This is a genomic window from Fictibacillus marinisediminis, assembly GCF_023149135.1.
Taxonomy (GTDB): domain Bacteria; phylum Bacillota; class Bacilli; order Bacillales; family Fictibacillaceae; genus Fictibacillus_C; species Fictibacillus_C marinisediminis.
Window position 1 is genome coordinate 2916516 of record NZ_JAIWJX010000002.1, and the last position, 26994, is coordinate 2943509.

At 42.8% G+C, this 26994-nt stretch carries 27 protein-coding genes and 2 other annotated features; of the genes, 2 read left to right on the forward strand and 25 right to left on the reverse strand.

The genetic code is table 11. The features are described from left to right. The first annotated feature begins 108 nt into the window (after positions 1-108). Together LCY76_RS15545 and LCY76_RS15550 are read left to right on the forward strand one after the other, a co-directional pair. The gene (locus tag LCY76_RS15545; protein ID WP_248253368.1) at positions 109-1455 is read left to right on the forward strand and encodes a cytochrome ubiquinol oxidase subunit I; all 1347 of its coding nucleotides are present in this window, start codon (positions 109-111) and stop codon (positions 1453-1455) included. 21 nt (positions 1456-1476) lie between these two features. Continuing rightward, positions 1477-2502 carry a cytochrome d ubiquinol oxidase subunit II gene (locus tag LCY76_RS15550; protein WP_248253369.1) on the forward strand — a complete coding sequence of 342 codons (1026 nt, stop codon included), beginning with the start codon at positions 1477-1479 and terminating at the stop codon, positions 2500-2502. A gap of 9 nt (positions 2503-2511) precedes the next feature. Here the strand turns inward: LCY76_RS15550 and LCY76_RS15555 are convergent, their stop codons facing one another. The 25 genes from LCY76_RS15555 to mdh all read right to left on the reverse strand — a co-directional run bounded on the left by LCY76_RS15555 (position 2512) and on the right by mdh (position 26951). After that, on the reverse strand, positions 2512-2766 hold the full coding sequence (locus LCY76_RS15555) for a DUF1294 domain-containing protein (RefSeq protein WP_062233929.1): 255 nt from the start codon (positions 2764-2766) through the stop codon (positions 2512-2514). A 68-nt stretch (positions 2767-2834) separates the two neighbouring features. Further along, positions 2835-3194: a 50S ribosomal protein L20 gene (rplT, locus tag LCY76_RS15560; RefSeq protein WP_248253370.1), complete on the reverse strand. Its 360-nt coding sequence runs from the start codon at positions 3192-3194 to the stop codon at positions 2835-2837. A gap of 36 nt (positions 3195-3230) precedes the next feature. After that, entirely contained in the window at positions 3231-3434 is a 204-nt protein-coding gene (gene rpmI, locus LCY76_RS15565) for a 50S ribosomal protein L35 (protein WP_053357613.1), read from the reverse strand. A gap of 25 nt (positions 3435-3459) precedes the next feature. Continuing rightward, the gene (gene infC / locus LCY76_RS15570; protein WP_053357612.1) at positions 3460-3963 is read right to left on the reverse strand and encodes a translation initiation factor IF-3; all 504 of its coding nucleotides are present in this window, start codon (positions 3961-3963) and stop codon (positions 3460-3462) included. Positions 3964-4028: 65 nt separating this feature from the next. Then, positions 4029-4153: a sequence feature (ribosomal protein L20 leader region), on the reverse strand. Between the two features lie 350 nt (positions 4154-4503). Beyond that, entirely contained in the window at positions 4504-6435 is a 1932-nt protein-coding gene (gene thrS / locus LCY76_RS15575; RefSeq protein ID WP_248253371.1) for a threonine--tRNA ligase, read from the reverse strand. A 48-nt stretch (positions 6436-6483) separates the two neighbouring features. Continuing rightward, positions 6484-6709 (reverse strand) — a binding site (T-box leader). A 58-nt stretch (positions 6710-6767) separates the two neighbouring features. After that, on the reverse strand, positions 6768-7625 hold the full coding sequence (gene ytxC, locus LCY76_RS15580; RefSeq protein ID WP_248253372.1) for a sporulation protein YtxC: 858 nt from the start codon (positions 7623-7625) through the stop codon (positions 6768-6770). 108 nt (positions 7626-7733) lie between these two features. Next, positions 7734-8393 (reverse strand): amino acid ABC transporter permease, encoded by a 660-nt coding sequence (locus LCY76_RS15585; protein ID WP_053357609.1) that lies wholly within the window; start codon positions 8391-8393, stop codon positions 7734-7736. Positions 8394-8419: 26 nt separating this feature from the next. Continuing rightward, complete coding sequence (locus tag LCY76_RS15590; protein WP_419714952.1) at positions 8420-9205, reverse strand: basic amino acid ABC transporter substrate-binding protein; 786 nt, start codon at positions 9203-9205, stop codon at positions 8420-8422. 129 nt (positions 9206-9334) lie between these two features. After that, on the reverse strand, positions 9335-10441 hold the full coding sequence (gene mqnC, locus LCY76_RS15595) for a cyclic dehypoxanthinyl futalosine synthase (RefSeq protein ID WP_248253373.1): 1107 nt from the start codon (positions 10439-10441) through the stop codon (positions 9335-9337). Positions 10442-10610: 169 nt separating this feature from the next. After that, positions 10611-11399 (reverse strand): glucose-1-dehydrogenase, encoded by a 789-nt coding sequence (locus LCY76_RS15600; RefSeq protein WP_248253374.1) that lies wholly within the window; start codon positions 11397-11399, stop codon positions 10611-10613. 15 nt (positions 11400-11414) lie between these two features. Next, positions 11415-12269 (reverse strand): GRP family sugar transporter, encoded by an 855-nt coding sequence (locus LCY76_RS15605; RefSeq protein WP_248254697.1) that lies wholly within the window; start codon positions 12267-12269, stop codon positions 11415-11417. A 121-nt stretch (positions 12270-12390) separates the two neighbouring features. After that, positions 12391-13329 carry a primosomal protein DnaI gene (gene dnaI, locus LCY76_RS15610; protein WP_248253375.1) on the reverse strand — a complete coding sequence of 313 codons (939 nt, stop codon included), beginning with the start codon at positions 13327-13329 and terminating at the stop codon, positions 12391-12393. Positions 13330-13343: 14 nt separating this feature from the next. Then, positions 13344-14720, reverse strand: coding sequence for a replication initiation and membrane attachment family protein (locus tag LCY76_RS15615; protein WP_248253376.1), 1377 nt, complete (start codon positions 14718-14720; stop codon positions 13344-13346). A 97-nt stretch (positions 14721-14817) separates the two neighbouring features. Next, positions 14818-15279, reverse strand: coding sequence for a transcriptional regulator NrdR (gene nrdR / locus LCY76_RS15620; protein WP_248253377.1), 462 nt, complete (start codon positions 15277-15279; stop codon positions 14818-14820). A gap of 75 nt (positions 15280-15354) precedes the next feature. Beyond that, positions 15355-15750 carry a cytosolic protein gene (locus LCY76_RS15625; protein ID WP_248253378.1) on the reverse strand — a complete coding sequence of 132 codons (396 nt, stop codon included), beginning with the start codon at positions 15748-15750 and terminating at the stop codon, positions 15355-15357. 94 nt (positions 15751-15844) lie between these two features. Continuing rightward, on the reverse strand, positions 15845-16228 hold the full coding sequence (gene speD / locus LCY76_RS15630; RefSeq protein WP_248253379.1) for an adenosylmethionine decarboxylase: 384 nt from the start codon (positions 16226-16228) through the stop codon (positions 15845-15847). A 309-nt stretch (positions 16229-16537) separates the two neighbouring features. Continuing rightward, positions 16538-17575 carry a glyceraldehyde-3-phosphate dehydrogenase gene (locus LCY76_RS15635; protein WP_248253380.1) on the reverse strand — a complete coding sequence of 346 codons (1038 nt, stop codon included), beginning with the start codon at positions 17573-17575 and terminating at the stop codon, positions 16538-16540. Positions 17576-17705: 130 nt separating this feature from the next. After that, positions 17706-18299, reverse strand: a complete 594-nt coding sequence (gene coaE / locus LCY76_RS15640; protein WP_248253381.1) for a dephospho-CoA kinase — start codon at positions 18297-18299, stop codon at positions 17706-17708. 18 nt (positions 18300-18317) lie between these two features. Further along, positions 18318-18950 (reverse strand): sporulation membrane protein YtaF, encoded by a 633-nt coding sequence (gene ytaF / locus LCY76_RS15645; protein ID WP_053358507.1) that lies wholly within the window; start codon positions 18948-18950, stop codon positions 18318-18320. Positions 18951-19009: 59 nt separating this feature from the next. Further along, a complete protein-coding gene (mutM, locus tag LCY76_RS15650) occupies positions 19010-19831 on the reverse strand; it encodes a DNA-formamidopyrimidine glycosylase (RefSeq protein ID WP_248253382.1) in 822 nt (273 codons plus the stop codon). Between the two features lie 60 nt (positions 19832-19891). Next, positions 19892-22531, reverse strand: a complete 2640-nt coding sequence (polA, locus tag LCY76_RS15655) for a DNA polymerase I (RefSeq protein WP_248253383.1) — start codon at positions 22529-22531, stop codon at positions 19892-19894. Positions 22532-22728: 197 nt separating this feature from the next. Further along, positions 22729-24483, reverse strand: coding sequence for a two-component system histidine kinase PnpS (gene pnpS, locus LCY76_RS15660; protein ID WP_248253384.1), 1755 nt, complete (start codon positions 24481-24483; stop codon positions 22729-22731). Beyond that, the gene (locus tag LCY76_RS15665; protein ID WP_248253385.1) at positions 24483-25193 is read right to left on the reverse strand and encodes a response regulator transcription factor; all 711 of its coding nucleotides are present in this window, start codon (positions 25191-25193) and stop codon (positions 24483-24485) included. The genes pnpS and LCY76_RS15665 overlap by 1 nt, the downstream gene beginning before the upstream one ends. Before the next feature lie 246 nt (positions 25194-25439). Beyond that, positions 25440-25916 (reverse strand): MaoC family dehydratase, encoded by a 477-nt coding sequence (locus tag LCY76_RS15670; protein WP_248253386.1) that lies wholly within the window; start codon positions 25914-25916, stop codon positions 25440-25442. Between the two features lie 93 nt (positions 25917-26009). Further along, positions 26010-26951: a malate dehydrogenase gene (mdh, locus tag LCY76_RS15675; RefSeq protein WP_248253387.1), complete on the reverse strand. Its 942-nt coding sequence runs from the start codon at positions 26949-26951 to the stop codon at positions 26010-26012. Positions 26952-26994: the final 43 nt, after the last annotated feature.

Genomic DNA, 26994 nt, shown 5'->3' on the forward strand with positions numbered 1-26994 from the left:
CTTCCTTCTTCCAGATCCATGAATATTTCCATATCTTTTACGACAGGTTAAAGATTAGAAAAGCTGGTTTTCTTTTACAGATAACCTTTAGGTTAAGGAGTGGTTTTCATGGATACAGTCGTGTTGGCTCGTGCTTTTTTCGGAACGTCTCTTGCCTTTCATATCATTTTTGCAACGCTTGGTGTTGGTATTCCCCTCATGATCGTCATCGCAGAAATTCTTCATCAAGTAAAAAAAGACAATGATTATGCCATAATGGCTAAACGCTGGACAAAGGCCTTTGCTGTTCTGCTCGGTGTCGCTATTCCTTCAGGAACAATCGTCGGGGTCCAGCTATCTTTGCTTTGGCCAGGTTTTATGGAGATTGTAGGAAAGGTTATCTCTCTTCCTTTCCAAATTGAACTTTTCGCCTTCTTTATTGAAGCTTTGTTCATGTCCATCTACGTTTACGCAGCAGACAGGCTGCCAAAGTATTTCAGGATCATCTCTGTCATCTTGGTGGCGTTTGGAGCTGTAGCATCTGCCATTCTAATCACCGCTGTCAATACGTGGATGAATACTCCTGACGGATTTAAGATTACAAAGGACGGAACTATTTATGATGTCAATCCATGGGATGCCTTTTTCAATCCGAGTTTTCTTTCAACAGCCTTCCATGTATCCGTGACTGCTTATATGACCGGCGGTTTTGCCCTGGCTTCTGTAGGGGCTTATAAGCTTTTAAGAGGGAATCTTACGAAGAAAGAATCTGTCTATCATAAAAAAGGTTTTTTAATGGCCATTGTCGTAGGTTTGATTTTTTCATTGATTTCAAGTTTTTCAGGTCATCACTCTGCACAGATCCTGCATGAACACTCACCCGAGAAGCTGGCCGCTGCCGAAGGCTTATTTGAAACCCAGCGATATGCTCCTCTTGCGATCGGAGGTTTCACCGATCCCAAAACAGAAGAAGTGAAATATGGAATTGAGATCCCATGGATGCTCAGCTGGCTCGCTGCCGGCAAGTTTGATACCGAAGTCAAAGGCCTCTATGAATTCCCGCGTGAAACCTGGCCTCCTTTTTATGTGCACACCCTGTTTAATATCATGGTTGGGATTGGGTTTATCCTGTTGGGACTAGCTGCCGTCGCTTTGTTTTTCTGGTGGTATTACGGCAAAAGAAAACAGAAGCCTTTTCCAAAATGGCTACTGTTCACCTTAATCTTTTCCGGTCCACTTTCCATGCTTGGCATCGAATTCGGATGGATTTTCAGCTGCAGCGGAAGACAGCCCTGGACGATTTACAGGGTCCAGACCACAGCAGAAGCAGCTACACAATCAGAAAATCTTGCTCCTTTGTTTCTATTGTTCATCGGTCTTTATCTGCTTCTGAGCGTCCTGACGATCCTGATACTTACAAGCTATTTCAAACGGCATCCGGTATCCAAGGACTTTGAAAAATACTCCGGCTATTAAAAAGACGAAAGAGGGAGCATAATGAACGAAGAAGTTATTGCCATATTGGTCTTATGGACCTTTATCTTCATCTATAGCATTTTTGGATCGATTGATTTCGGGGCAGGATTCTGGGCGATGATCTACAATGACCATCGTACCTTTGCAGGAAAAATAGCCAACCGATTTCTTTCACCGACCTGGGAAATCACAAATGTTTTTCTTGTTCTTCTCGTAGTTGCCTTTGTAGGTTTTTTCCCGAAAGGCGCCTTTACACTCGGAACCGTGCTGCTGATCCCGATATCGCTGATCTTGTTTCTGCTTTCCATACGGAGTGCCTTTATGGTTTTTTCTTATTCCGTTCAAGGATACAGAAAGACGATGTTCTTTATTTCCGGTGTGTGCGGTGTTTTGATACCGGCACTCCTGATCACGGTACTCCCTGTAAGCCAGGGGGGTTTTATTGAAGGTATGAACGGAAAAGATACCCTTCTCCTTGGAAAGCTGTTTACGAGCCCTTCCTTATATATGTACATTTTGTTCGGGCTCACTTCTGAACTGTTCTTGTCATCCTTGTTTCTCGCAGATTATTCAAGGGTCTCTAAACAAGAAGGCGCCTATAGGCTTTACAGGGGGAATGCACTGATCCTTGGCCCTTCCACCCTTCTTGCTGCTGTGATCACACTGCTGGTGATACAGCCTGAGGCCGGGTGGCTGCTCGATAATCTGTATGAACAAAGGATATGGTTCATCCTCTCCACCCTGGCATTCATCGTCGGCTATGCCTCTCTATGGCTCAGTAACAAAGATGGGAAAGCAGCAGGTAAACCCCGTGTGGCTCTGCTCGCAACTGTCGCACAATACGGCTTGGCGAGTTACGGATATGGAATGGCTCACCTTCCTTACATCGTTTATCCGAGCCTGACCATATACGATGCCTTTACAGCGAAAGAAACGTTCTATTCGCTCATGACCATGTATGCTGTTGGTTTAGCGATCCTTACTCCCGGCTTTTATGTGTTTTGGAGGCTGTTCCTTAAGGATAAACGCTATCTGGAGCAGGATTAAGAGTGCAGATTAAATGAAGTACCTGGCAATGATGAAAATGTCGGCAAGGACAAGCAATGGCACTCCGACTTGAAAGCTTGGATGCTTTGTTTTATGCCGAAATTGGACCATCCCTGCCCAAATCCCGCAGGCGCCTCCTATGATCGCAAACAGCCACAGGCGGCGTTCCGGCGTCCGCCACTTCCCTGCCTTGGCTGCTTCCTTATCATGATGCATCAGCCAAAATGCAATAACGTTAACGAGAATTAAATAAATGTAGATCATACAAACAAAATCTCCTTTTATAGAAAAAAGCCATTTCCTTCATGGAAAATGGCTTTTGGGTTCTTAATTTATGCTTTTAGGCTGTCTTTTGCTTTAGTAGCAAGTTCAGCGAATGCTTTTTCATCAGAAACAGCGATTTCAGCAAGCATTTTACGGTTGATGTCGATGCCTGCAACTTTTAGGCCATGCATTAAACGGCTGTAAGAAAGACCGTTTGTGCGAGCTGCCGCGTTGATACGAGTGATCCAAAGTTTACGGAAATCACGTTTCTTTTGACGGCGGTCACGGTATGCATACATAAGAGATTTGAAAACTTGCTGTTGAGCAACTTTAAATAACTTATGTTTGGATCCGAAATAACCTTTAGCTAACTTTAATACTTTTTTACGACGACGACGTGACACATAGCCACCTTTTACTCTTGGCATTTTAAAACCCTCCTAGATATATACGATCAGTTAGTATTATTTTTTCTTGTAAGTTAATAGTGTACGGATACGTTTGTAATCTCCGCTTGTAACAATCTTCGCTTTGCGAAGTTTACGCTTAGCTTTAGTAGATTTGTTAGCGAACATATGGCTTGTAAACGCACGTGCACGCTTAAGTTTACCTGTTCCAGTCTTTCTGAAGCGCTTTGCAGCACCTTTATGTGTTTTCATTTTAGGCATGATTGGATTCCTCCCTGGTAAGTAATTATTTTTCGGTTGTTGGTGCTAAAATGAGGAACATGCTTCGGCCTTCCATTTTCGGTCGAACTTCAACCGTAGCAACGTCTTCACATTCTTTAGCTAATTTTTCAAGCACAGTTTTTCCGATCGAGGAGTGCGTGATGGCACGGCCCCGGAAACGAATGCTTGCTTTCACTTTATCGCCTTTTTCAAGGAACTTGCGGGCATTTTTAAGCTTCGTGTTAAAATCATGCTCCTCAATTGTAGGGCTTAAGCGAATTTCTTTCGTTGTAACAATCTTTTGATTCTTACGCGCTTCTCTGTCTTTCTTTTGCTGCTCAAACTTAAACTTACCATAGTCCATGATTCGGCATACTGGCGGTTTTGCGGTAGGAGCAACAAGTACAAGATCAAGATTGGCATTTGCCGCAATATCAAGAGCTTCATGACGTGTTTTAATCCCTAGCTGGCTGCCATCAGCCCCGATAAGTCTTACTTCACGAGCACGTATGCCCTCATTGACAGACATGTCCTTACTAATAGTAAGTCACCTCCAAGAAATTTATGTGAGTCATTAACTCAGCACTTTGTAAACAAATAAAAAAAGCGTCGGCACATACTGCACCCACACGACCTCATCATCATTTCTGAAAGTTCGGTTGACCAGCCAACAGCTTTCGCGTTGATCAGGTGAGAAGCGGGTGCTTCTGCTTTTGTTCGAAACTCAACTTATTTAATTACCTAAATTAATATAACATTGACAAGAACCTCTTGTCAACTGATGTTCTTTGTTCATCACAACAGAATTTATTGTACAGTACTACCTGTTGTTTTGCAAGCACTAAAATTGTTTTTTTCCGGGCAGGCCGCCCCGTTGTTGTTGAAAATTTATTTACAACCTGAAAATTTATATTTACCCGCCAAAATGAAGGGTTTACCCTCCAAAATTTAAAAATATCCGCCAAAACAGCAGCTTTACCCGCTAAAATTCAGTTATGTAAACAGGGTGCCTGGCACCGCTGGGGGCTTCAAAAAAAAGAACTGCGAATGAATTCGCAGTTCTCTAATTTTATCCTCTTTTATTCACTTGCTCAAGAATGCTTGTTTTGAACGCATCAAAGGATACAGTTTCTGATTTTTGCTCACCGTATTTACGGACGTTGACGGCTTGATCGGAAATTTCCTGATCACCGAGCACGAGCATGTATGGAATTTTTTGCATTTGCGCTTCACGGATTTTATATCCCAGCTTTTCATCGCGGTTGTCGACTTCGACGCGAATGCCTTCTTCCAGCAGTTCCTCACTGATCTTTCTTGCGTACTCTTCATGAACAGTAGATACCGGGATAATCTGTACCTGTACAGGAGCAAGCCATACCGGGAACGCACCCTTGTATTCTTCGATTAGGAAGGCGACAAAACGTTCCATTGTGGAAACGACTCCGCGGTGGATAACGACCGGACGGTGATCCTTTCCGTCGCTTCCTTTGTACGTTAGGTCAAAGCGTTCCGGCAAGTGGAAATCAAGCTGTACAGTAGACAGCGTCTCTTCTTTTCCGAGCGCAGTCTTCACCTGAACATCAAGCTTCGGCCCGTAGAACGCGGCTTCCCCTTCAGCTTCTACATAATCCAAGTCCATATCTTCCATAGTTTCTTTAAGAAGAGCCTGTGCTTTTTCCCACATCTCATCGTTGTTTACGTATTTTTCCTTGTCCTCAGGATCACGGTAAGAAAGACGGAACTTGTATTCTGTAATGCCAAAGTCTTTGTACACACGCTGGATGAGCTTTACTACGCGGATAAACTCATCTTTTAATTGATCCGGGCGGGCAAAGATATGAGCATCATTCAATGTCATGGAACGGACACGCTGAAGACCAGCCAATGCTCCTGACATCTCATGGCGATGCATCGTTCCAAGCTCAGCGATACGGATTGGAAGATCACGATAGCTGTGCATGCTGTTCTTGAACACCATCATGTGATGCGGACAGTTCATCGGACGAAGAACAAGCTGCTCGTTGTCCATTTCAATTGCAGGATACATATCTTCTTTATAATGATCCCAGTGTCCTGATGTTTTATAGAGCTCTACACTGCCTAGATGAGGAGTGTAGACATGGTCGTAGCCAAGTCTTACTTCTGTGTCGACAATATAACGCTCGATGATACGGCGGATCGTCGCACCCTTTGGAAGCCAGACTGGCAAACCTTGTCCAATCTTTTGGGAAACAGTGAAAAGATCCAGCTCTTTTCCAAGTTTCCGGTGATCCCGCTCTTTCGCCTCTTGAAGGTAGACAAGATGCTGATCCAGCTCTTTCTGGTTAAGAAAAGCTGCTCCATAGATGCGCTGAAGCATCTGGTTATCGCTGTCTCCTCTCCAATAAGCGCCTGAAATGCTCATCAATTTAAAGGACTTGATTTTTCCAGTGGATGGAAGATGCGGCCCGCGGCAAAGGTCAAAAAACTCGCCTTGTTCGTAAATGGTAATAACCGCATCCTCCGGAAGATCACGGATGAGCTCCAATTTTAAATGGTCGTCAATGCCTTCAAAAATCGCGATGGCTTCTTCCCTGGTCACTTCTTTTCGGATGATCGGCAGGTTTTCGCTTACGATCTTTTTCATTTCCTTCTCAATCTTAGGCAAATCTTCCGGTGTTAAAGCTTCTTGAAGATCGATATCATAATAAAAACCGTTTTCGATCACTGGCCCGATGCCAAGTTTGACATCCTTATAGATGCGTTTGATCGCCTGTGCCATCAAATGGGCTGTACTGTGGCGTGTCATCTCGAGTCCTTCAGGCGAATCTTGTGGAACGATCTCAATGGATGCATCCGCCTCGATCGGACGTGTGAAATCGTACAATTCCCCGTTTACTTTACCAGCAACGGACTTTTTCTTCAGGCTGGAGCTAATGGATTCTGCTACTTGTTCTGCAGTGATTCCTTTCGGATACTCACGAACAGAACCATCAGGAAAAGTAAGCTTAATGTCTGTCATTCATAATCTCTCCTTGTTCAAAATAAATACAAAAAACACTCGTCCACAAAAAGGGACGAGTGTTGTACTCGTGGTTCCACCCTTGTTCCACAGCAGGATTCTGCAATGGCACTCGGTCAAGATTTAACGGCTTTGGGCCGTCAGCGATTACTCTGCATTCACCGCTGAAGTTCAAAGGGGGTAAGACATTTTTTCGTGTTAGAATGCTTTCAGCCTCAGGCATCCCTCTCTATAAACCGTAAAAAATATCCGTTGTCCTTATCTTTACTGATTTTGGTATCCAAATATACAATTATTATATTCATACTATCCTGCAAAATCAAGAGCAATCCTTATCTTCCGTCCATCTTTTCGATAAATTCGTTTCTTGAACCATAAAACAGCTGAAGGGGCCTTTTAATCAGTCTCTCCTGGAATACGTTCTGCAATGTATGTATCATGCCGTGATTTTCTTCTTCCAGGTACAAATACAACACTTCCGGAGCTAAACCCATGATCGGACCCAGCACTTTTTCGTCGAGATCAAACTCCTTGGTCAGAACTAATGCTCTTTCATGCATAAGCTGAAGCATTTTTTCACTGTATAGCCGGTATTGCTCATCATACAGCTTAAATTTGCCGTCGAAGGCCACGTGAACCTCGGCTGTTAGAAACGGCTGATCGGCTGCACACTTACGCAATTGATCGATGAAGGACTGGTATTCAAGCTCGAGTTTGTATTCATCGATCGCACATTCGACGTAAATTTGTAGAAGATCAAGGTACTCCCGTAAACGGAACTGTACAAAAGACTCAAATGTAAATGATAGCCCTTCTTCGGTTAAGATTTTTCTCCAGGCTTCTTTCACATGATACTCGCACGTATCCAGATCTTTTACCGCCGGCACTTCCTCCCGTTCCTGTTCGATAAATTCCTTGGCGATCGCTGCAATTTCTGCTTGCTCCTGCTTATCCGTGAAATAAAAAAAATGTTCAATAAAAAACAGGATTCGTGTTTCCTCCAGTTTTTTACGAGTATAGCAAGCCAGCACCTGAACAATTGAATCCAGATGCTCTTTTGTATTCAATAATAATGAATGGCTTTCGGATTCTAAAAAGGAAGGTTTTATGTTAAGTGATCGAGCCATCTGCTTCAGTTCCTTTTGTAATTGGTTACATTCTTCATGATCTGCAAATATAAGTTCTGCCAACCCTGTCCCTCCCCCAAACACTCGATGTTACACTATATGGGACAACGTCATGAAAAATGAACTCTTTTAAAAGATTAATAAAAAAACAGCAGGTTTCCCTGCTGCCGGTTAATCCAGTGCATATTTGCGTTCAAGAAAGTTTAGCAGTTGTGTCAACGTAAGAGTAAGAATCAGATAAATAAGCGCTACCGTCAAAAAAGGTTCCCAAGGACGATAATATTCTCCCATCATCGCTCTTCCCCAGTACATCAGTTCTTCAGTCGCAATGACGGCTGCCAGTGAAGAATCTTTAATTAAAACAATGAATTCATTTCCTAAAGGAGGAATCATGCGTTTAGATGCCTGAGGAATGATAATGTGCCTCATGGTCTGTCTATGCGTCATCCCCAGCGAACGGGCTGCCTCGGTCTGGCCTTTATCAATAGATTGGATACCCGCCCTAAAGATCTCCGCGATGTAGGCTGCTGCATTTAAGGAGAGAGCCGTAATGGCAGAAACAAGTGCAATAGGAGGCTTCATGAAAAGCGGCATGACCGCAAAGTGAATCAAGAAAAGTTGAACAAGTAGCGGTGTTCCCCGAAAAAAGTTAATATACCAAATGAACGGCTGCCGAATCACCTGGACTGAAGACATTTTTCCGAGTGCGATGAATAGTCCCAAGAGGGTTCCGAAAATAATGCTCGCAACTGAAATTTCGATTGTAACCCATGTTCCTTTAATAAAAAAGGGCAAATATTTCTCTACGAGATCAAATTTATAGAAATCCATGTGTTCCTCCGGTCATTCTGCCAGGTTTATTTTTTCAGCACATCCAGGTTCGGTTCTACTTTAAACCACTGTTTATAAATCTTGGTGTAGGTTCCATCAGCAATGACCTTCTTCAAAGCTTTGTCAACTTTTGCTTTATCTTTGCTGCCCTTAGGAAAAGCAATACCATAGAATTCAGATTCAAAGTTTGTTTTATCATTTACGACAGTGAGCTTTTTGTCCGGATTGTTTTTTGCATACTCATCTACAACGGTATTATCAGCAACAACCGCATCCACTTCACCGCTTATAAGTGCCTGAATAGCCAACACATTACTGTCGTATTTTTTGACATTGGTATTTTCTTTCCCGAATTTCTTTTCCAAGGCAGCTTGTCCGGTCGTTCCATTTTGAACACTGACCTTCTTTCCTTTTAAATCATTCACACTTTTTATCGGTGATCCTTCTTTTGTAAGAATCTTATTAATGGACTCAAAGTATGGAGATGAGAAGTCATATGATTTTTTTCGATCATCATTAATGGTTATCGCCGAAATACCAGCCTGGACCTGTTCGCTTTGTAAAGAGGTAAACAGAGGATCCCATCCTGTATTTTTCAGCTTATAATCCAGCTTTGCTTCCTTCATAACGGCCTTAAGCAAATCAACATCAAAACCAACAATCTTCCCATCTTTTAAATACTCAAATGGAGCATATGCCGCATCTGTTCCTACAACCAATTTCTCAGACGGGCCTCCTGACGTGGATTTCCCTCCACACGCTGCCAATGTCAGCAAACTTCCAAGCATTAATAACAACACCACTTTTTTCATCTTTGTCCCCCTTAATTTATGTAATCCTCTTTATTATAACAAAATTATCAAAAATGAGAATATTCCAATAATTAATTGCACAAAAAAACCAGCCCTCTACAAGAAAGGCCGGGATTCTATGTTTTTCTATCAGTTCTGCATGACAAAGTCTTTTTCTGCGGTTTCTTCTTCGTCGAACACACGCAGCGTTTCATATTTGGTGTTGCGCTGTGCCGGGATTTTTCCCGCTTCCCGTATGAGGCGCAGTGTCAGATTCGTATTGACTTTATGGGTCGTTCCGGCAGCTGAGACCACGTTTTCTTCCATCATCGTGCTTCCGAAGTCGTTGCAGCCGTAATGAAGAGACTTTTTGCCGACTTCAGGTCCCATCGTCACCCAGGAAGACTGGAAGTTAGAAATGTTATCCAAGAACAGGCGTGAGATTGCCACATTTTTAAGATATTCTCTTGGCGTTGTTTTCTCACCCTTTAAGTTCGTGTTATCTGGCTGGAACGTCCAGGAGATAAAGGCTAAGAAACAGTTGGTCTCATCTTGAGCATCACGGACACGCTGAAGATGCAATGCTCTCTCTTCAAACGTCTCACCGAAACCGATAACCATTGTAGCCGTGGAATGAAGACCGACTTTCTTCGCCGTTTTCATGCAGTCGATCCACTCTGTCCATGATCCCTTTAAGCGGCTGATTTTTTTCCTCGTACGGTCATCAAGGATCTCGGCTCCGCCGCCAGGCAGTGAGTCAAGTCCTGCTTCCTTCAGCTCTTTTAGGACTTCTTCCAGTGAGAGGCCTGAAACTTCGACCATCTTCCAGATCTCAGCCGGAGAGAAGGAGTGCATCGTGATATCAAAGCGCTTTTTAATATTGCGGAGCAGATCAGTGTAATAAGAGAACGGCAGATTCGGGTTTGTTCCACCTTGCATCAAGATCTCTGTTCCGCCTACATCGATCGTTTCCTGGATTTTTTGGAAGATCACTTCATCATCCAGCACATAACCTTCCTTGCTTCCAGGCGGCCGGTAGAATGCACAGAAACGGCAGTATGTATCACAAAAATTGGTATAGTTCACGTTTCGCCCGATAACAAAAGTAGTAATCGGTTCTGGATGCCACCGCTTCATGATGACGTCGGCCGCCTCACCCATTTTTTCAACTTCATCACTCTCATACAGAGCAACAGCATCCTCAACGGTCAATCGTGTACCATCAAGGGCTTTCTGCAAAATCGCATCAATGCTCATCTATATTACCTCCAGTTACGGACATCTTATGTAGCATTCTATTATCCTATCACATTTTAAAAAATTTTGCGAAATGAATACTGCTGCAGGAATACCATGATAAAAGAGAAAGACAAACCGAGCAAAAAGCCGGTTTGTCTTTGTTCGCATCAACTTATTTATTTAAGGCTTATCCTCGGCCTGCCTGGAAAGAAGGATATAATGTCATACCTCCATCAGCAATGAGCGTGTGTCCTGTTACATATCTTGATTCCTTGGAAGCGAGCCACACGGCGACAGAAGAAATTTCGTCAGGTTCAGCGATGTAGCCCATTGGAATTAGTTTTTCTACATCCGCTTTTTTGCCAGGATCTGAAAACTTTTCGGCATTGATTGGTGTGTTGATGGCACCTGGCGCAATGGCATTTACCCTGATTTTCTTTGGTGCATATTCCATCGCCAGCGTCTGAGTCATGAGCTTGACACCGCCCTTACTCGCTGCGTAGTGCACAAAGTGCGGCCAAGGGATGATCTCATGAACGCTCGACATGTTAATAATATTGCCTTCAATGTTATTCTTCAGAAAATACGAGATTGCTTCACGGCAGCCAAGAAATTGCCCCGTCAAATTCGTGGAGATAACCTTGTTCCAATCTTCAAGAGATAGCTCGTGTGACGGAACTTCATTTTCTATCCCCGCGTTGTTAATCATAATATCTAGTCTTCCAAAGGATTCCACTGTGCGTTCGACCAGATTTTTAATATCTTCTTCTTTGGTAACATCTCCCTGAACGGCGATGGCCTCTCCCCCAAGATCTCTTAATTCCTGGAGAAGTTCTTCCACTTCATTTCCCTTTTCATTTCGGTAATTGACCGTGATCTTTGCTTTTTCTTTTGCAAAACGTTGAGCACAGGCCTTTCCGATTCCTGTACTCGCTCCTGTGATAATGACTGCTTTTCCTTCTAGATCTGTAAACATGTTTTCATCCGCTCCTTAACGTTTTGTTAACCCGAGCATAACGCCGCCCGCGATAATAAGTAAACATCCTATAATAACGAAGATGATCTGCCGTTTAGATTTCTTCTCTTTTAAAATAAAAATTCCGCCGAGAGTGGAGATGATGATCCCCGTTTGTGAAAGCGAAAAGCTTGTCGCTACACCAATCTTCGGCAATGAAAGCAACAAAGTGATGTTTCCTGTACTCCATAGAATTCCGGTTAAAATATTTCTTACAGCAAATTTATTAAACGGTTTACCTGTAAAAGTGAGAAGTAAACCGCCGATAAACATACCCGCTGCCTGTGGAAGTATCGCTTCCCATCCTCCAACCTTAAACCACTTGACGATAACCACATAGCCAACATAGCCTGCGGTGGATAGCAGCAAGATAAGGTAACCTCTTTTATAATTGGTCCCGCCGTCCTCTTTGTTGTTCTTATCTCTGATCGATGTAAAGACGGCTCCTAAAATGATAACAACAATAGCGATGATTCCAATAATGATCTCTGTTTTTGTTTTCCACTCGTGAAACACGAGCACGCCAAAGAGTGTTGTTCCAAAGAGCTGCATGCCCGTAGAGAGCGGAACTGTTTTTGCAACACCAAGGTGATCCACAGTTGCAAACTGAAAACGCTGGCCTACGACCCATAAGGCGCCAGATATTGCTCCCACAATCATGACGAGAGAATTGATGTCAGGGTGCACGATAAAAAACGTAACGATTGAAAAAACAAGGGCACCGATGGTCATCCCCAATGTCTGGCTGTATGAATCTCCCCCCAGTTTTTGGCTGACCAATACAATGCTTCCCCAGCAAACTGCTGTGATGACTGCAAGAATTATTCCCATATTCATTTCCTTTCTGTCTGCTGATTCTATAGGTAGTATTTGCATCTTCCCGAAGAATCATCATTCCAAACAAAAAACCTCTATCTTTTATGATAGAGGTTAAAATCAAGAAGATCTTATTTTACTGAAAAGTCCTGAAGTTTTTATCTCCTCCGATAAAGATCGGCACGGCAAGATGGCGGATACGCTCCATGATTCGTTTTGCTTTTGCTTGCTCGAGACCGCCTTTTTGCGAGTAGGAAAAATGTTCTTCAAGCAAGGTAAAATCATAATTGGAGGAGTACAGCGTCGGCAGCCTCTCCATCATACGATATTGAAGTATGACACCAATGATTTCATCCCTGACCCAATTGGTCATGTTTTCGGCACCTAGATCGTCAAGCATGAGGACAGGAACGGTTTTGAGCAGCTCCATTTTTTCGTTGAAACTCCCGTCTGAAAGGCTGCTTTTCATCTCCCGCAAAAACTCAGGAGTATGAACGAGCAATGAAGGAATCTGCCGCTCAGCCAACGCGTTGGCTATCGCACCTAGCAGGTAGGTCTTTCCAACACCAAACTTGCCGTAAAAGTAAATCCCTTTCGCCCCTTCTCCAGAAGAAGCTGCTTTAACAAAGTCCCATGCAGCACCAATTGCTTCTCTTCTGTCTTGATCAATGCTGTGAAGACGGTCAAACGATGCCTGCAGGATATCTTTTGGGATAAAATAGCTTCGGATGAGGGCACTCATCGACTTCTGCTTTTCATCCTGTTTTTTCAGCGAACATTTTTCATAATAAATTTCGATCGCATTCCTGTCTGCAGCCAGTTCAGGCTGATACCCCTGCATCAGGTTCGGGCAAAGATTCAGCCCTGGGCAATTGGAACAATGGTTCTTTTCCTTGGAATATTCATAGAGCTTCGTCAATCCTTTTTCAATGCTTGATTGATTCAAATCAGGGTTCTGCTCCAGGAATGAGATAACATAAGGATCTGTGAGTACATGCTGCTTAATTCGGTCATATTCCTTTTTAAGCTGACCGTACCCTTCCATTTTTTTAACGGCGTCCATAATCGATTCCATGTTTGTTCCCCCCTTTAAATTTCTTTAAGCAAGTTTTCAAGCCATTGCTGGTTTTGCTCTTCAAGCTCATTATTATTGTTCATTTCCTTTTTCTCTGCCGTTGTTTCTTCATCCTTCAGCCAGTCTGGCAGACGGGCGCTCTTTTTCTGGGTTCCATTACGCTTATAATTTGTATTTTTACGCTCCTGCCACTCTTTGTACTTCTTCTGTTCTGAACGAGCAAGCGCCATGGCTTCCGGAACGGTTTGTACTTTTTTCCTGGCCCAGTGGCTCGCAATTTTTTCGACGAATGAACGTGTAAGTTTTAGATCATTGGTCTTCAGTACATAGTCGATCAAAACATTGACCACACCCGGAGTCATTTTTTGCTCAAGCATGAGATACGTAACAATATTCAAATCCACTTCCGCCGGCTTTGTTCCAGATTGGAGTTCCAGCAATTGAAAAGGTGATACTTCTTCAAAGAATTTTATCACTTTTTCTTCTTCTGTGACAGGCTCTGTGCCTGCAGCTGTTTTTAAGCTCTGCGGCTGAGTACGGAGAGCCATCTGGGGCAGCTGGTTGTTGTTTTCAATCCTGTACCATTTTTGAACTTCCTTCCGAAGATTTTCGGCAGTCAACTCTCCATGAAGATGGTACGCGTTTTGGATTTGCCTGCTCATTTCGAGCGGTCCCATCTGGTAAACGTACGCCAGTTTAAGGATTGATTCCCTTATGGAAGGAGTTATGACTTCTTTCGGAAGAATAAAGCTTGAAATGCTGGAGATCAACAAATCAAAGTCAAAGTCTTCAGAAGTGATGGATAACGGATTGCCTGGTTTTCTTTCTGCCAGACTTCCGCCTGATCCCTCCTGAATTTCCGAATAAGTCCCTGCTGTCATTTCAGAAGGATGAAGCGATACGAAAACATCATTAAATGATGACGTCATTTCCACGTATTCTTCCATCTCAGTTTCTTCTTGAATAAAATGGTCTCGCATCTCGGAATACTTTGTTTTGCCTAATCGATTGTAAAGATAGATGTTCAAGACCCCATCGTTGAAAAATTCATCCGGTGACAGAGGGGTTTGCAATTCATATAAGTAAACCCTCGTATCTTCTTTATCCCGTTTATAAGTTTTCAGCAGGCCGATGGCTTCCAGTTTTTTTCGGGCAGCAATAATATCCTTCAATGAAAATTGGGTCACATTCATGAGCCTCTGATGCGTTTGCTCTTTTGGAGTTTTCATTTCGGCATCACACCAAAATGTCATATATAAACTATAGGCAAAAGCGCCTATTAACGGCTGGTACAGCATGGTCAATACTTTGCGGTCTATATTATGGAGATAGCCGCTAAATTGAACCTCATATGTATCCACCGGGACAATTTCTTTCCAGTGTACACTCATGGTTCTCACCTTTCAAAAAAAGTTTTTTCGAAATCTATAGAGATAAAACAAGCATCCCGATAAAAAAAAGCGTAAAACTGGTACTGTCTTACGCAAGTTAGTGCTCGTCTTTTTTTATTAATTCTTTCAGTTCTTTTATGAATACATTGATGTCCTTAAATTGCCGGTAGACCGAAGCAAATCGGACATAAGCTACTTCGTCCGTGTCCGCAAGATAATCCATGACTTTTTCGCCGACTTCTTTGCTGTTTATTTCAGAAACCCCTTGGTTCCGCAGGTCCTTTTCTATGTTGTCCACGATATTTTCAAGAACTTCTAAAGGTACAGGGCGTTTCTCACAAGCTTTTATAAGTCCGCGAAGAATTTTTTCACGGCTGAATTCTTCCCGGGTACCTTCTTTTTTCACAACAATCAGCGGTATTTCTTCAACCGTTTCAAAGGTTGTAAATCGATAGGTGCATGACTCGCATTCCCGCCTGCGGCGAATCGATCTCCCCGAATGGACCGGTCTAGAATCAAGCACTTTTGTACCGTTATACTGACAGGACGGACAACGCAAAGCAGATCAACTCCAAAAATTAATTAACCTCTATTATAATTCTATCTTAGACAAAAGGAGGGCATGTGACAAGAATTAATTGTTTTCAAGCAGAGATGTGCCAATAAATTCAAGCTTTCCCTTCAATCCTTCATTAATAGAAAGGATCACCTTTCTGCTGTATCCAAAATCGATCGGAAGCGGCGATTCAGACGTGACATTAATATCGACTGCCGTTTTAAATGGTCTGAGAGAGGTCGCAGTGATCACGGCAAAAGCCTTCCTTGGAGCTGTAACTTCAAAAGATAGCTCGCCACGTTCTTTTGATGATCCAAGCAGTCTATAATGGCTTTGCTGCCGGACAAGTTCTTCAATGGCATCCATGACTTTCGTGCGGTTCGCTTTGAAATAATGGGTTTGCAGTAAAGGATCTAGGTGGTTCTCGGAAGTTTCTGAATGATTTTTCAAGATATTTTGCAATCGTTTAAGCACGGTACTCCTCCTCTAAACTCCTCTATGCAAAAGCGGAAAGTAAAAAAAGAGGTGCAAATAACACACCTCTTTTTCGACTTAGCATTCAATTTTATTAATTAGCGGCAACTTTATTTTTAGCAACTTTAACAGGACCCATTCCACGTGGAACTTCCAAATTTTCACGGCTGTTCGCTTCCAAAGCCTGTGAAATGTAATCAGCAGCCACATTAGGATCAATACGATCCCCACAAGTGTATACGTCAATGCTTGCATAACCATGCTCTGGAAAACTGTGGATTGTCAAGTGTGATTCAGAAATAATAACAACCCCACTCACGCCATGCGGCGCAAACTTATGAAAAGCAACCTCACGAATTTCTGCACCTGCTTTTAGGGCAGCGTCAACAAACGTCTCTTCAATAAACCTCATATCATTTAGCTTTTCACTGTTGCATCCCCATAGTTCAGCAATTACGTGTCTTCCCATTGTATCCATATTAGCATAGTCCCCCTTAAAAATTTTTCATGCCTTCAAGCATGCGGTATTGAACATCTACCACGGGGGAAAGTTAGTCCTAAGAGGTCCTAACCCTTTAAGTAGAATCCAACGCCTTGGTTTGCTTTATTTGAAGTTCACGAATCATAGTATACTTGTTTTATTTTTCATTTGCAATAACTTGTTTGAAATTTCCCTCTAAATTTTTATATGAAAACCAATGACATAAAAAGGGTGGATTTTGTTGATAAACAAAAAGAACGGACAGCGCCAGAAGCCGGCTCCGTCCGTTCTTTTTTAATTTTTGCTTTATGAAGGAATCCTCATATCCGCCTTTTGAGCTAAACCTGCAGCAACAAGACCTGCAAGATCAACAACACGGCAAGAATAGCCCCATTCATTGTCATACCAGGCAAGCACTTTTACTTTTTTATTCTCAATAACCATTGTTGATAAACCATCAATGATAGAAGAATTCTCATTACCGTTATAATCAATGGAAACCAGCGGCTGTTCGCTGTATCCAAGAATACCGTTTAATGCACCCTCAGACGCTGTTCTTAAAGCCTCATTTACCATCTCTTCTGTCACATCCGTTTTTAGATCGACCACTAAATCAACCAATGATACATTTGGAGTCGGGACTCGGAGTGCCATTCCATTCAACTTTCCTGTGAGATGAGGAAGAACCTTGGAGATCGCTTTTGCCGCCCCGGTAGACGTTGGTATGATGGATTGGCCGCAAGCTCTTGCACGTCTGAGGTCCTTATGCGGGTTATCAATATTTTTTTGATCATTTGTATAGGCATGTACGGTAGTCATCATTCCTGATTCAATCCCGAATTGTTCATCGAGTACTTTTACTACAGGTGCCAAACAGTTCGTTGTGCATGAAGCATTGGATAGGATATGATGTTCGTCCGCTTTGTAATCGCTGTCATTTACACCCATAACAATCGTGATGTCTTCATCTTTTCCAGGTGCAGTAATAATAACCTTCTTCGCCCCAGCTTGCAGATGGTAGCCTGCCATTTCCTTTGTTTTGAATTTTCCAGTGGCTTCAATCACGATATCGATTCCGAGCCCTTTCCATGGCAGTTCTCTTGGGTCGCGGGAATTGAGCAGAAGCACTTTTTGCCCGTCCACCATTAAGTAGCCTTCGTGGGCACTAACTTCACCAACAAACATTCCGTGAATTGAGTCATACTTAATCATATGTGCTAACGTTTCAGGAGGATAGCTTGCGTTGATTGCTACAACCTCAAACTCGTTATTTTCCTCCATCATCTTACGAAATACCATTCTTCCGATCCGCCCGAGTCCATTAATCGCTACTTTTGCTTTCATGGTGTGCTCCCTCCATATATGTTATACTTTTTTGTCTCTTTTTCTACAATTAGTATAGCATATTTAAATAAAAAAAGAACACCATTTTATAAAAACGGGCAAAAAATAAACCCTCTGCCTAGACAGAGGGCTAAATAATATTCCATTCCTTAAGCTGAGCTTCCAGTTTCACTTTAAGCTCTTCCAAAGAACCATTGTTTGTAATCACCGCATCCGCCAGCTTTACTTTATCTTTAAGGGGCATCTGGGAAGCAATCCTGCTCCTTGCCTCATCCTCCGTGAACTGGTCTCTCATAACTAATCGGCTGAACTGGACTTCATCATCAACAAAGATGAGGAGTGTGCGGTCTACCATATGGGTCAAATCGCTCTCAAACAACAGAGGAATATCCATAACCACATGGCTGAATCCATCATTAAGATAATGTGCTGCCTGGCTCTTCATTTCATGCCGTACAGCCGGATGAACAATCTCATTCAGCACTTTCCGTTTGGCAGAATCGTTGAATATGACGCTGCCAAGTTTTTTTCGATCGAGGTTCTTTTCTTCATCTATTACTTCTATCCCAAAGTTCTCGACAATTTTAACGTAGGCGGGCTGGCCTTGCTCCACAACCTGACGCGCGATTAAATCAGCATCAACAACAGGTATGTTATAGCTTCGCAAAAGATTGGAAACTGTGCTTTTTCCACTGGCAATTCCGCCGGTCAGGCCTATGATCATGATTTTACGATCCTCCTGTTACATTTTCAGTAATCCTATAATAATCAGTAATATACCTGGAAGGAAGGTAAGCTTCTTCATCCACGTAATCCTGGACACTGCAAACCCTAATTTCATGCCACCAAGTACAAATATCGAGCTCATGGAGGCTACCGTAAATGCTGTAAGAAAAGGAGGCATATCAACCATCGCTGCTCCGATTCCCGCTCCGAAAGCATCCAAGGAAAGCGCGACGCCCAGCAAGACCGCCTCCCAGCCATTGATAGAGCCGGATTTATCAAGATCTGCGATTGTCGGCTTACTTAAGATTTGAATCATGATTCCCAGAGATTTTATTTCTAATTTTACAATAGTCTTCTCTTCAGGTACAGCCGCGGCCTTTTTTTCAGGTTTGGCTACTTGGTACAAAAAATATGAACCGAGACCTAAAAGGATCAAGCCGCCAGTTACCTGACCGGCATGCGGCGATAAAAAGCGTTCTAAAAAATGGCCGAATCCCATTGCAATAAAAAAGGTAATGGCCGAACATGAGGAAATGATAATGACCGATTTTAACGGAATCTTTATTTCCTTCATGCCATAAGTCAGCCCCGTACCAAAGCTGTCTAGACTTACTGCAAACGCCAGTAAGAGCATCGAAAAGGACACCATAACGGCAAAAGCTCCTTCCATACCACGTTGTGTAGTATATGAAAGAAGCTTGGAAACTGTTATTTTTGGCAGCTGCTGCAAAAATGAGTGCCTCGTCCTGCAACAACGGATCTAGTAATTTCACGGCCGCATTTTTTGCATGGCTCTCCCTTTTTTCCATAAACAAAATGCTCCAGTTGAAAGTTACCGGCTTTCCCTTCGGAATTCACATAAGAGCGAATCGTACTGCCGCCTTTTTCGACTGACTCTTTCAGGATCGATACCATGTTTTCCTGCAGCTTTTTTAATCGCTGCAGCGATAATCCGTTCGCTCTTTGTTCGGGGTGTATACCCGATGCAAAAAGAATTTCATCCACATAGATGTTTCCCAGACCTGTTATGAGAGACTGGTCCAGCAGGACTGCTTTCACCGACCTGCTTGTCTTCGAGAACATTTTCTTTAAAAGCGATGGAGTAAGTTCTGCGGAAAAAGGCTCATAACCGAGTTTGGATAACGGCTGCCGCTGTTCTTCTTCCCCTTTTCGAAACAGATGCATCGTACCGAATTTCCTGACATCCTGGTACCGGAGTTCACTTCCGTCAGTAAACTCAAAGAGAACATGCGTATGTTTATCAAACGGTTCTTCCTTTTGGTTTAACGCATACTTCCCTTCCATTCTCAGATGGGAAACAAGAACATCATCATCAAGAAAAATCTTAAGGAACTTGCCTCTTCGCTCTACATGTTCTATGGTCTGGCCGCTGAGCCGGATTTTGAATTCATCGAGCTCAGGATGTTTAATAATATTACTCCATAAGACTCTAACTTCTTTAATCGTTTTTCCGCCAACCAGTCTGTTCAGTGTGTTTTTTACGTTTTCTACCTCTGGCAATTCAGGCATATCTTTCACCTCAAATCAAACGGAAAACAGCCAAATCGGCTGTTTTCTCTTCTTTTTTTTTTATTTCGCGTCGTACCATGTATCTCCGTAATTCAAATCAACTTTTAATGGAACATCAAGGCCTAGTGCAGATTCCATCACTTGCGGAACGAGAGTACACAGCTTTTCAATTTCATTTTCCGGTACCTCAAAGATCAGCTCATCATGCACCTGAAGCAGCATCAAGGATTCGAGATTTTCGTCTTTCAGCACCTGATCCATTTCAACCATCGCCTTTTTAATAATGTCAGCCGCTGTTCCCTGAATCGGAGTATTCATGGCTGTACGTTCAGCAAAACTTCTTAAATTGAAGTTTCTGCTCGTAATCTCTGGCAGGTAACGGCGGCGGTGCATAAGCGTTGAAACATAGCCGTCCAGTTTCGCCTGTCGGACGATCGATTCCATATATTCTTTTACACCAGGGAAAGTTTTCAAATACTGTTCAATAAACTCTCCGGCTTCTTTTCTTGTAATATTCAAGCTTTGAGACAAGCCATAGTCACTAATTCCGTAAACGATACCGAAGTTAACTGCTTTGGCATGCCTTCTCATTTCTGAGGTCACTTCATCCATCCCCACGTGAAAAACATCCATCGCGGTCTTCGTATGAACGTCCATTTCCTTTTTAAAGGCTTCCATCAGGTTTTCGTCCTGTGAAATATGGGCAAGGACACGAAGCTCAATTTGAGAATAGTCAGCGGCAAGAATTTTCCAGCCTGGTTTTGAAGCAACGAAGGCTTGCCTGATCTTTCTTCCCGCTTCAAGCCTTATCGGGATATTTTGCAGATTTGGTTCTGTTGAACTCAGCCGTCCTGTTTGAGTCAGCGCCTGGTTAAAGCGTGTGTGGATCTTATCAGTATCTTCGTCGACAACCTTCAGAAGCCCGTCAATATAGGTAGAGCTTAATTTTCCAAGCTGGCGGTAAACAAGGATTTTCCTGATGATCTCATGCTTGCCTTCCAGTTTCTCAAGCACATCCACCGACGTACTGTAACCGGTCTTTGTCTTTTTAATGGCCGGCAGATTCAGCTTTTCAAACAAGATCTCCCCTAACTGTTTCGGAGAATTAATATTGAAAGATACTCCGGCAAGTTCATGAATCTCTCCTTCAAGTATTTTCAGTTGCTCTGTGAGCTCGTGTCCCATCGCTTGAAGCCTGCCGACGTCCACCTTCACTCCTGTCGTTTCCATTTCACCCAGCACAAGTGATAATGGGAGTTCAAGATCGGCAAAAAGTTCATACTGTTCGTTTTCCTTCAGTTCTCCAGAAAGCTTGTCCTGAAGAGCAAAAATAGCATTCGCTTTGCGAACGAGATGTTCGGATAGAATTTCTTCTTCAGGCACCTTTCGTTTGGCACCTTTTCCGTACACCGCTTCTTCTGTATCAGTGTCATGTATACCGTAGCGTTTTGCAATCCCAGCTACATCGTCCCCGGACTCGGACGGATTCAGGAGATAAGAGGCGATCATTAGATCAAATTCTACCCCCTTCAATGAAATACCGTTCCAGTCCAATGCGACGTACGCTCTTTTGGCGTCAAACACGTATTTGATTTTACTTTCATCTTCCGCCCATTCCTTAAACGATGCTGAAGAGAGCGCTGTTTCAGCAGGAATAAAATACTTTCCGTTGCTGTTTACGATCGCCAGCCCGTTGACCGGAGCTTTATGGTAGGTTTCCGGTGTTGTTTCTACTATAAGAGCGGCAGGTGATGATAAGATTTCATGACTGAGTTCTTCAGCCTTTTCAAAGGAAATCTCTTCTTTTTCCTGTTCGCTCAGCTGTGTGTCTTCACTGTCCCCGCCGATTCGTTCCAGCAGCGAGTTGAAGCCAAGATCTTTAAAGAGCGGAATCAGCTGTTCTGTTTGGTACCCTTCGTAAAGAGAATCGTTTATGGAGATTTCAATTGGTGCCTCATGCGTGATCGTAGCCAGCTCTTTGCTCATCAAGGCCTGTGCCTTATTGTCCTTAAGTTTCTCCTTCAGCTTTGCACCTGAAACCTGATCAATCGATTCCAGTGTTTCTTCCAGAGTGCCGAACTGTTTGATTAGTTTAATGGCTGTTTTTTCCCCGACTCCTGGAACTCCAGGGATGTTATCGGATGGATCGCCCATAAGGCCCTTCATGTCGATAATCTGGTGAGGAGTTAAGCCATATCTCTCTTCCACCTGTCGAAGGTCATAATCCTCTACTTCCGAGATCCCTTTGCGGGTCAGTGCAACCTTGACGTTTTCTGTTACAAGCTGAAGCAAGTCCTTATCACCAGTAAAGACTTTAATGTCCCAGTCACCATTTTCAGCCTGTTTAGAAAGCGTGCCGATAATATCATCCGCTTCATAATTTTCAAGCTCGTACCGTTTAATTCCAAACCCGTCCAAAAGCTGGCGGATCAGCGGAAATTGTTCGGAAAGCTCAGAAGGAGTTTTCTGGCGTCCTCCTTTATATTCGGTAAACGTTTTATGCCTGAAGGTTGTTTTCCCCGCATCAAATGCAACAAGCACGTGGCTGGGCTTTTCATCTTCCAATATTTTAAGCAGCATCGTCGTAAATCCGTATACTGCATTTGTGTAGACACCTTTATCATTGTTGAGCAGAGGAAGCGCGAAGAACGCACGATATGCGATACTGTTTCCATCAATCAAAACTAATTTATTTGCCAAAATGATACCCCCTGATCGGTTGTTTTCTAATCTTTATTGTACCATTCGGCTATAAGAAAAGAAAATTGGCCAGCCGGCGTCTGTTTGAAGATTAGAACAAAAAAAGAGAGAACCCGTAATGGATTCTCTTAAAGGGGGTACTGAAAAAGGATACTTAAAGCATAACGATAAACTGTTAAGCTGGCACGAATGCAGTGTTAATAGTTTGTAAATTCAATCATTAAATTCTTTTTGAAGACAAGCGTGAATGTCGAGCCTTCTCCTGGCTTGCTTTTCACATGGATACGGCCCCTGTGTGCTTCTACCAAGTGCTTGACGATTGCAAGTCCAAGCCCCGTACCGCCAGAGTTTCTGCTTCTCGCTTTATCCACTCTGTAGAATCGTTCGAAAATACGCGAGACTTCCTCTTTTTGGATACCAATACCGGTGTCGGATACACTGAAGGTTACTTTTTCACTGCTTTCCTTCAGGCGGATCGTGATCCTGCCGCCTTTTGGAGTGTAGTTTAAGCTATTGTTAATAAGGTTGATGAAAACCTGCTTTAATCTCGGTGAATCACCTTCAATCATGGTGTTCCCTTCTGCAGAATACTTGATCGTTATCTCTTTTTCCTGCGCTTTTGTTTCAAGCATGACGATCACTTCCTCTACAATCGTCGACAGGCTGACTTTTTGCAGGTTCAATGAAAATCCTTGTTCCACCTTAGACAGATCAAGCAGATCTTGAATGAGGTGCTGCAGCCTGTCGCTCTCATTCCACATGATTGTAAGAAATTTTCTACGGATTTCCGGATTGCCGTCCGCTCCATCCAGCAGCGTTTCAGCAAAACCTTTCAAGGAAGTGACCGGTGTTTTCAATTCATGGGATACGTTGGCAACAAAATCCTTTCTCATCTGTTCAAGTTTTTTCAATTCTGTAATGTCATGAAAAACGAGAACAATGCCGCGGAGCTTCCCGAGACTGTTGAGGACCGGTGCGCTGTAAACATCAAAGTTCTTTCTTTCAATATGAATAGGAAGCACGACTTGTTTTCGTATGTTGGTTTCCATAATAAATGTATCTTCAACGATTTCTTTAATTTCTTTATACGGAAAGACTTCATGAAACAAGTGGCCCGTCCAGGAATCGGTGTACTCTTTAAAAATTTCCTTAAAGGCTCGGTTAACAATCGTGATGTAGCCATCAGAATCGATGAGAATGAGACCGCTGCCCATGTTCTCGATCAGTGTCTTCAGACGGTCCTGCTGTGATTCATAGGACTTTGTCATCTTCTCAAGGTTTCTTGCAAGCACATTTAAAGAAAAGTTCAGTTCACCGACATCTCCCTTATATTCATAGGTTCTTGCCTTAAAATTCCCTCTCGCCAGCTCCTTCGCTGTGCTCGTTGCCTCTTCTACTGGTTTAACAATCCGATTCAGCACACGGATAGAGACAAAGAGGATGATGACTAAGCTGATGAGAAAACCAAGAGACATGGCAAGCCAAATGGATCTCTCCGTGCTGTTGGCTGTCTTTTCAGGAATAACTAGCTGGACATATCCTTCAAGTGAACCGGATGTTTGATTTTTAACAGGCAGTGTATAAACGAGACGGTCCATATCTTTCGTTGAAACCAGTGAACTGCCTTTATATTCGTCCAATCCATTTAAAGGCTGATCAGGAACAGCTTCTTTCTCACTTTTTGATTGCGCCAAAACTTTGCCTTTGGGAGATAGATAGAGAAGTTTACCACCTAAGTCTTTTTCAGCCCGACCCAACTGCTTTTCCAAGAGGCCAGTATCCTTATTAACAGCAGCAAGGGAAACAAGCTGGAGCTCACTTTGGTAAGATTGCAGACGCTTTTCCTTTACGGTATAGTGCACCAGACCTCCGACAATTAGAGCAAGCAGGATAAAAACAAGCATAATTCCAACCAGGAAAAAAGAGAGTACCCGGTTTTTAAAATCTGGCATTATTGCGGAACCTCAAGCTTATAGCCCATTCCCCTGATGGTTTTAATATAGACCGGCTTTCTTGTATTCTCTTCTATTTTTTCCCGCAGGTGGCTGATATGCACATCAACAATCCTTGTATCGCCGACAAAATCATAATTCCAGACAGCAGAGAGAAGCTGTTCCCTGGTGAGCACCCTGTTTTTATTCTTTGAGAGGTACACCAGCAGTTCAAACTCTTTCGGAGTCAATTCAAGTGCAGTCCCTTTATAAAAAGCTTCATAGTTCTCGGGATAAACTTCTACTTCTCCAATCGTCAGCTTTTCTGGTTCCTCTGTTTGAGCAGGTTCCTCGATAGCCGCCTGCTTGGCACGCCGAAGGATGGCTTTCACCCGGGCAACCACTTCACGGGGACTGAACGGCTTTGTCATATAATCATCTGCCCCTAATTCCAAGCCTAACACCTTATCAAATTCATCGTCTTTTGCAGTCAGCATGAGTATGGGAATAAAAAGCTGCTTTTGTCTCAAGTTTTTACAGACCTCGAGACCATCCATTTCAGGCAGCATAAGATCAAGAACCATTAAATCCGGTTTTTCCATTTCAGCCAATTCAAGGCCCTTTCGTCCATCCATTGCGGTGATCACTTCAAAACCAGCTTGTTCTAAATTAAATTGCAATAATGTTGAGATCGATAATTCGTCCTCGACTACCATGATTTTCTGGCTCATCTTTTCCCACCCTTTTTTAGTTACGTTTCACCTTATTCATTACAATCATACTATTTTTTTCTTCCAAGCACAAAAGGGTCAGATTAAAGATTTCGTAAAGTTTGTAAATTTTTAAAAAGAAAAGCTTAAGCGAGCAAAGACGAAATGTGTTTATATTTCGTCCTCGGGCGCTAAAACTAGACACTACTTCTATATGCCAACAAAATCTTATACTTTCCTTCAATAAAAAAAGACCGGCTGCCCGGTCTAGAAGTTGTCCAACGTATTGGAGGTTATGGATTTCGGCTGATATGGAGGGCATATTTCAAGTTCCCCTTCCATTACCAGCTCGCTTTTTTCATTTTTCCCCTCGACCCTCATCTTGATGGAATAAGCTTCCCGGTCAATATCTGTCACCTGAAACAAAAAATGAACTTTGCCGTAATGATAAACAGGTTTTGGAAAAGATAAAGATTGTTTTTTAATGCTGCTTCCTGGTCCAGGTAAATACTTGGACACCGCAGCTGTTACCATGCCAATAAGCATAACCTGCGGAACAATCGGTTTTTTAAATGGCGTCATGGATGCATAATCATGTTGAATGAATAAAGGGTTGTTGTCATTGGTGAGTCCGAGGTATAAAAGCAAATCCTTATCTTCAATCGTTTCGGAAAGTTCAAGTTTTTCCCCTGTTTGGATCTCTTCTATTTTTCTGCCCAGTTTACGCTTTTTTCCTAACAACATACAAGACCACCCCTCATTAAGCCTAAAGTAAACGCTTACATTTGTGATGTGATAAAAAGATTCGGAAAAACCCGAACCTTTTTACCTAATGATTTATGCTAATACGTTCATTACGCTTTTCACAGATTCTGCAGAACGGTCTAGCGCTGCTTTTTCATCTGCTGATAATTCAAGCTCAATGATTTCTTCAAGGCCGTTTCCGCCTACGATTGTAGGAACGCCAAGGCAAATTCCATTATAGCCGTATTCGCCTTCGAGGTAAGCGATAGTCGGAAGAACACGTCTTTGGTCTTTCAATACCGCTTCCACCATTTCAACCAATGAAGCAGCAGGAGCGTAATAAGCACTTCCGTTTCCAAGAAGGTTTACGATTTCTCCGCCGCCTTTGCGAGTACGTTCAACAATCGCATCCAAACGTTCTTGTGGAATTAATTTTTCTAATGGAATTCCGCCAGCATAAGAGTAGCGTACAAGCGGCACCATGTCGTCCCCGTGTCCGCCAAGAACAAAACCGGTAATATCTTTTACAGAGAGGTTTAATTCTTGAGAGATGAACGTACGGAAACGAGCAGAATCAAGGATACCGGATTGGCCGATTACACGGCTTTTCGGGAAACAGGATTCTTTTAGAACTGTGTAAGTCATCGCATCAACCGGGTTAGTTAGAACGATGATTACAGTGTTCGGTGAATATTTCACGATTTCCTGTGTAACGCTTTTCATGACTTTTGCATTTGTGTTCACAAGATCATCACGGCTCATACCTGGTTTACGTGCAATTCCTGCAGTGATAACTACTACATCGGAATCTTTTGTATCCTCATAGTTGGAAGTACCGATGATGTTCGCATCGAATCCTTGTACTGGGCTTGCTTCAAGCATGTCCAACGCTTTTCCTTTAGTAGGATTTTCTGCTTGAGGAATGTCAACAAGCACTACATCCCCAAGTTCTTTTTGTGCTGCGATAAATGCTGTTGTTGCTCCTGTAAAACCTGCACCAATGACTGAAATCTTTTTGCGTGTGTTCACTGCCATAAAGAATCCCTCCAAATTATCCTGGTTCTATTTAGAAAAGCGT

Bases quoted from the DNA above. Each gene is read 5' to 3' on its own strand.
- thrS (WP_248253371.1), bottom strand. From the start codon at position 6,435: ATGACAGACATTAAGCTTACTTTTCCTGATGGTTCTGTTCGTGAGTAT.
- coaE (WP_248253381.1), bottom strand. From the start codon at position 18,299: ATGATCATAGGCCTGACCGGCGGAATTGCCAGTGGAAAAAGCACAGTT.
- LCY76_RS15600 (WP_248253374.1), bottom strand. From the start codon at position 11,399: ATGTTTACAGATCTAGAAGGAAAAGCAGTCATTATCACAGGAGCGAGT.
- LCY76_RS15635 (WP_248253380.1), bottom strand. From the start codon at position 17,575: ATGAAAGCAAAAGTAGCGATTAATGGACTCGGGCGGATCGGAAGAATG.
- mutM (WP_248253382.1), bottom strand. From the start codon at position 19,831: ATGCCTGAATTGCCAGAGGTAGAAAACGTAAAAAACACACTGAACAGA.
- mqnC (WP_248253373.1), bottom strand. From the start codon at position 10,441: ATGAGCATTGATGCGATTTTGCAGAAAGCCCTTGATGGTACACGATTG.
- rplT (WP_248253370.1), bottom strand. From the start codon at position 3,194: ATGCCAAGAGTAAAAGGTGGCTATGTGTCACGTCGTCGTCGTAAAAAA.
- LCY76_RS15670 (WP_248253386.1), bottom strand. From the start codon at position 25,916: ATGTTGTTAGGAAAAAAGCGTAAACTGGGCAGAAAAATAGAAGAGATC.
- LCY76_RS15665 (WP_248253385.1), bottom strand. From the start codon at position 25,193: ATGAGCCAGAAAATCATGGTAGTCGAGGACGAATTATCGATCTCAACA.
- LCY76_RS15590 (WP_419714952.1), bottom strand. From the start codon at position 9,205: ATGAAAAAAGTGGTGTTGTTATTAATGCTTGGAAGTTTGCTGACATTG.
- rpmI (WP_053357613.1), bottom strand. From the start codon at position 3,434: ATGCCTAAAATGAAAACACATAAAGGTGCTGCAAAGCGCTTCAGAAAG.
- LCY76_RS15615 (WP_248253376.1), bottom strand. From the start codon at position 14,720: ATGAGTGTACACTGGAAAGAAATTGTCCCGGTGGATACATATGAGGTT.
- LCY76_RS15555 (WP_062233929.1), bottom strand. From the start codon at position 2,766: ATGATCTACATTTATTTAATTCTCGTTAACGTTATTGCATTTTGGCTG.
- infC (WP_053357612.1), bottom strand. From the start codon at position 3,963: ATGTCTGTCAATGAGGGCATACGTGCTCGTGAAGTAAGACTTATCGGG.
- LCY76_RS15550 (WP_248253369.1), top strand. From the start codon at position 1,477: ATGAACGAAGAAGTTATTGCCATATTGGTCTTATGGACCTTTATCTTC.
- ytaF (WP_053358507.1), bottom strand. From the start codon at position 18,950: ATGGTGTCCTTTTCGATGCTCTTACTGGCGTTTGCAGTAAGTCTAGAC.
- LCY76_RS15585 (WP_053357609.1), bottom strand. From the start codon at position 8,393: ATGGATTTCTATAAATTTGATCTCGTAGAGAAATATTTGCCCTTTTTT.
- speD (WP_248253379.1), bottom strand. From the start codon at position 16,228: ATGGATACAATGGGAAGACACGTAATTGCTGAACTATGGGGATGCAAC.
- LCY76_RS15545 (WP_248253368.1), top strand. From the start codon at position 109: ATGGATACAGTCGTGTTGGCTCGTGCTTTTTTCGGAACGTCTCTTGCC.
- mdh (WP_248253387.1), bottom strand. From the start codon at position 26,951: ATGGCAGTGAACACACGCAAAAAGATTTCAGTCATTGGTGCAGGTTTT.
- LCY76_RS15605 (WP_248254697.1), bottom strand. From the start codon at position 12,269: ATGGGAATAATTCTTGCAGTCATCACAGCAGTTTGCTGGGGAAGCATT.
- dnaI (WP_248253375.1), bottom strand. From the start codon at position 13,329: ATGGAATCGATTATGGACGCCGTTAAAAAAATGGAAGGGTACGGTCAG.
- pnpS (WP_248253384.1), bottom strand. From the start codon at position 24,483: ATGCCAGATTTTAAAAACCGGGTACTCTCTTTTTTCCTGGTTGGAATT.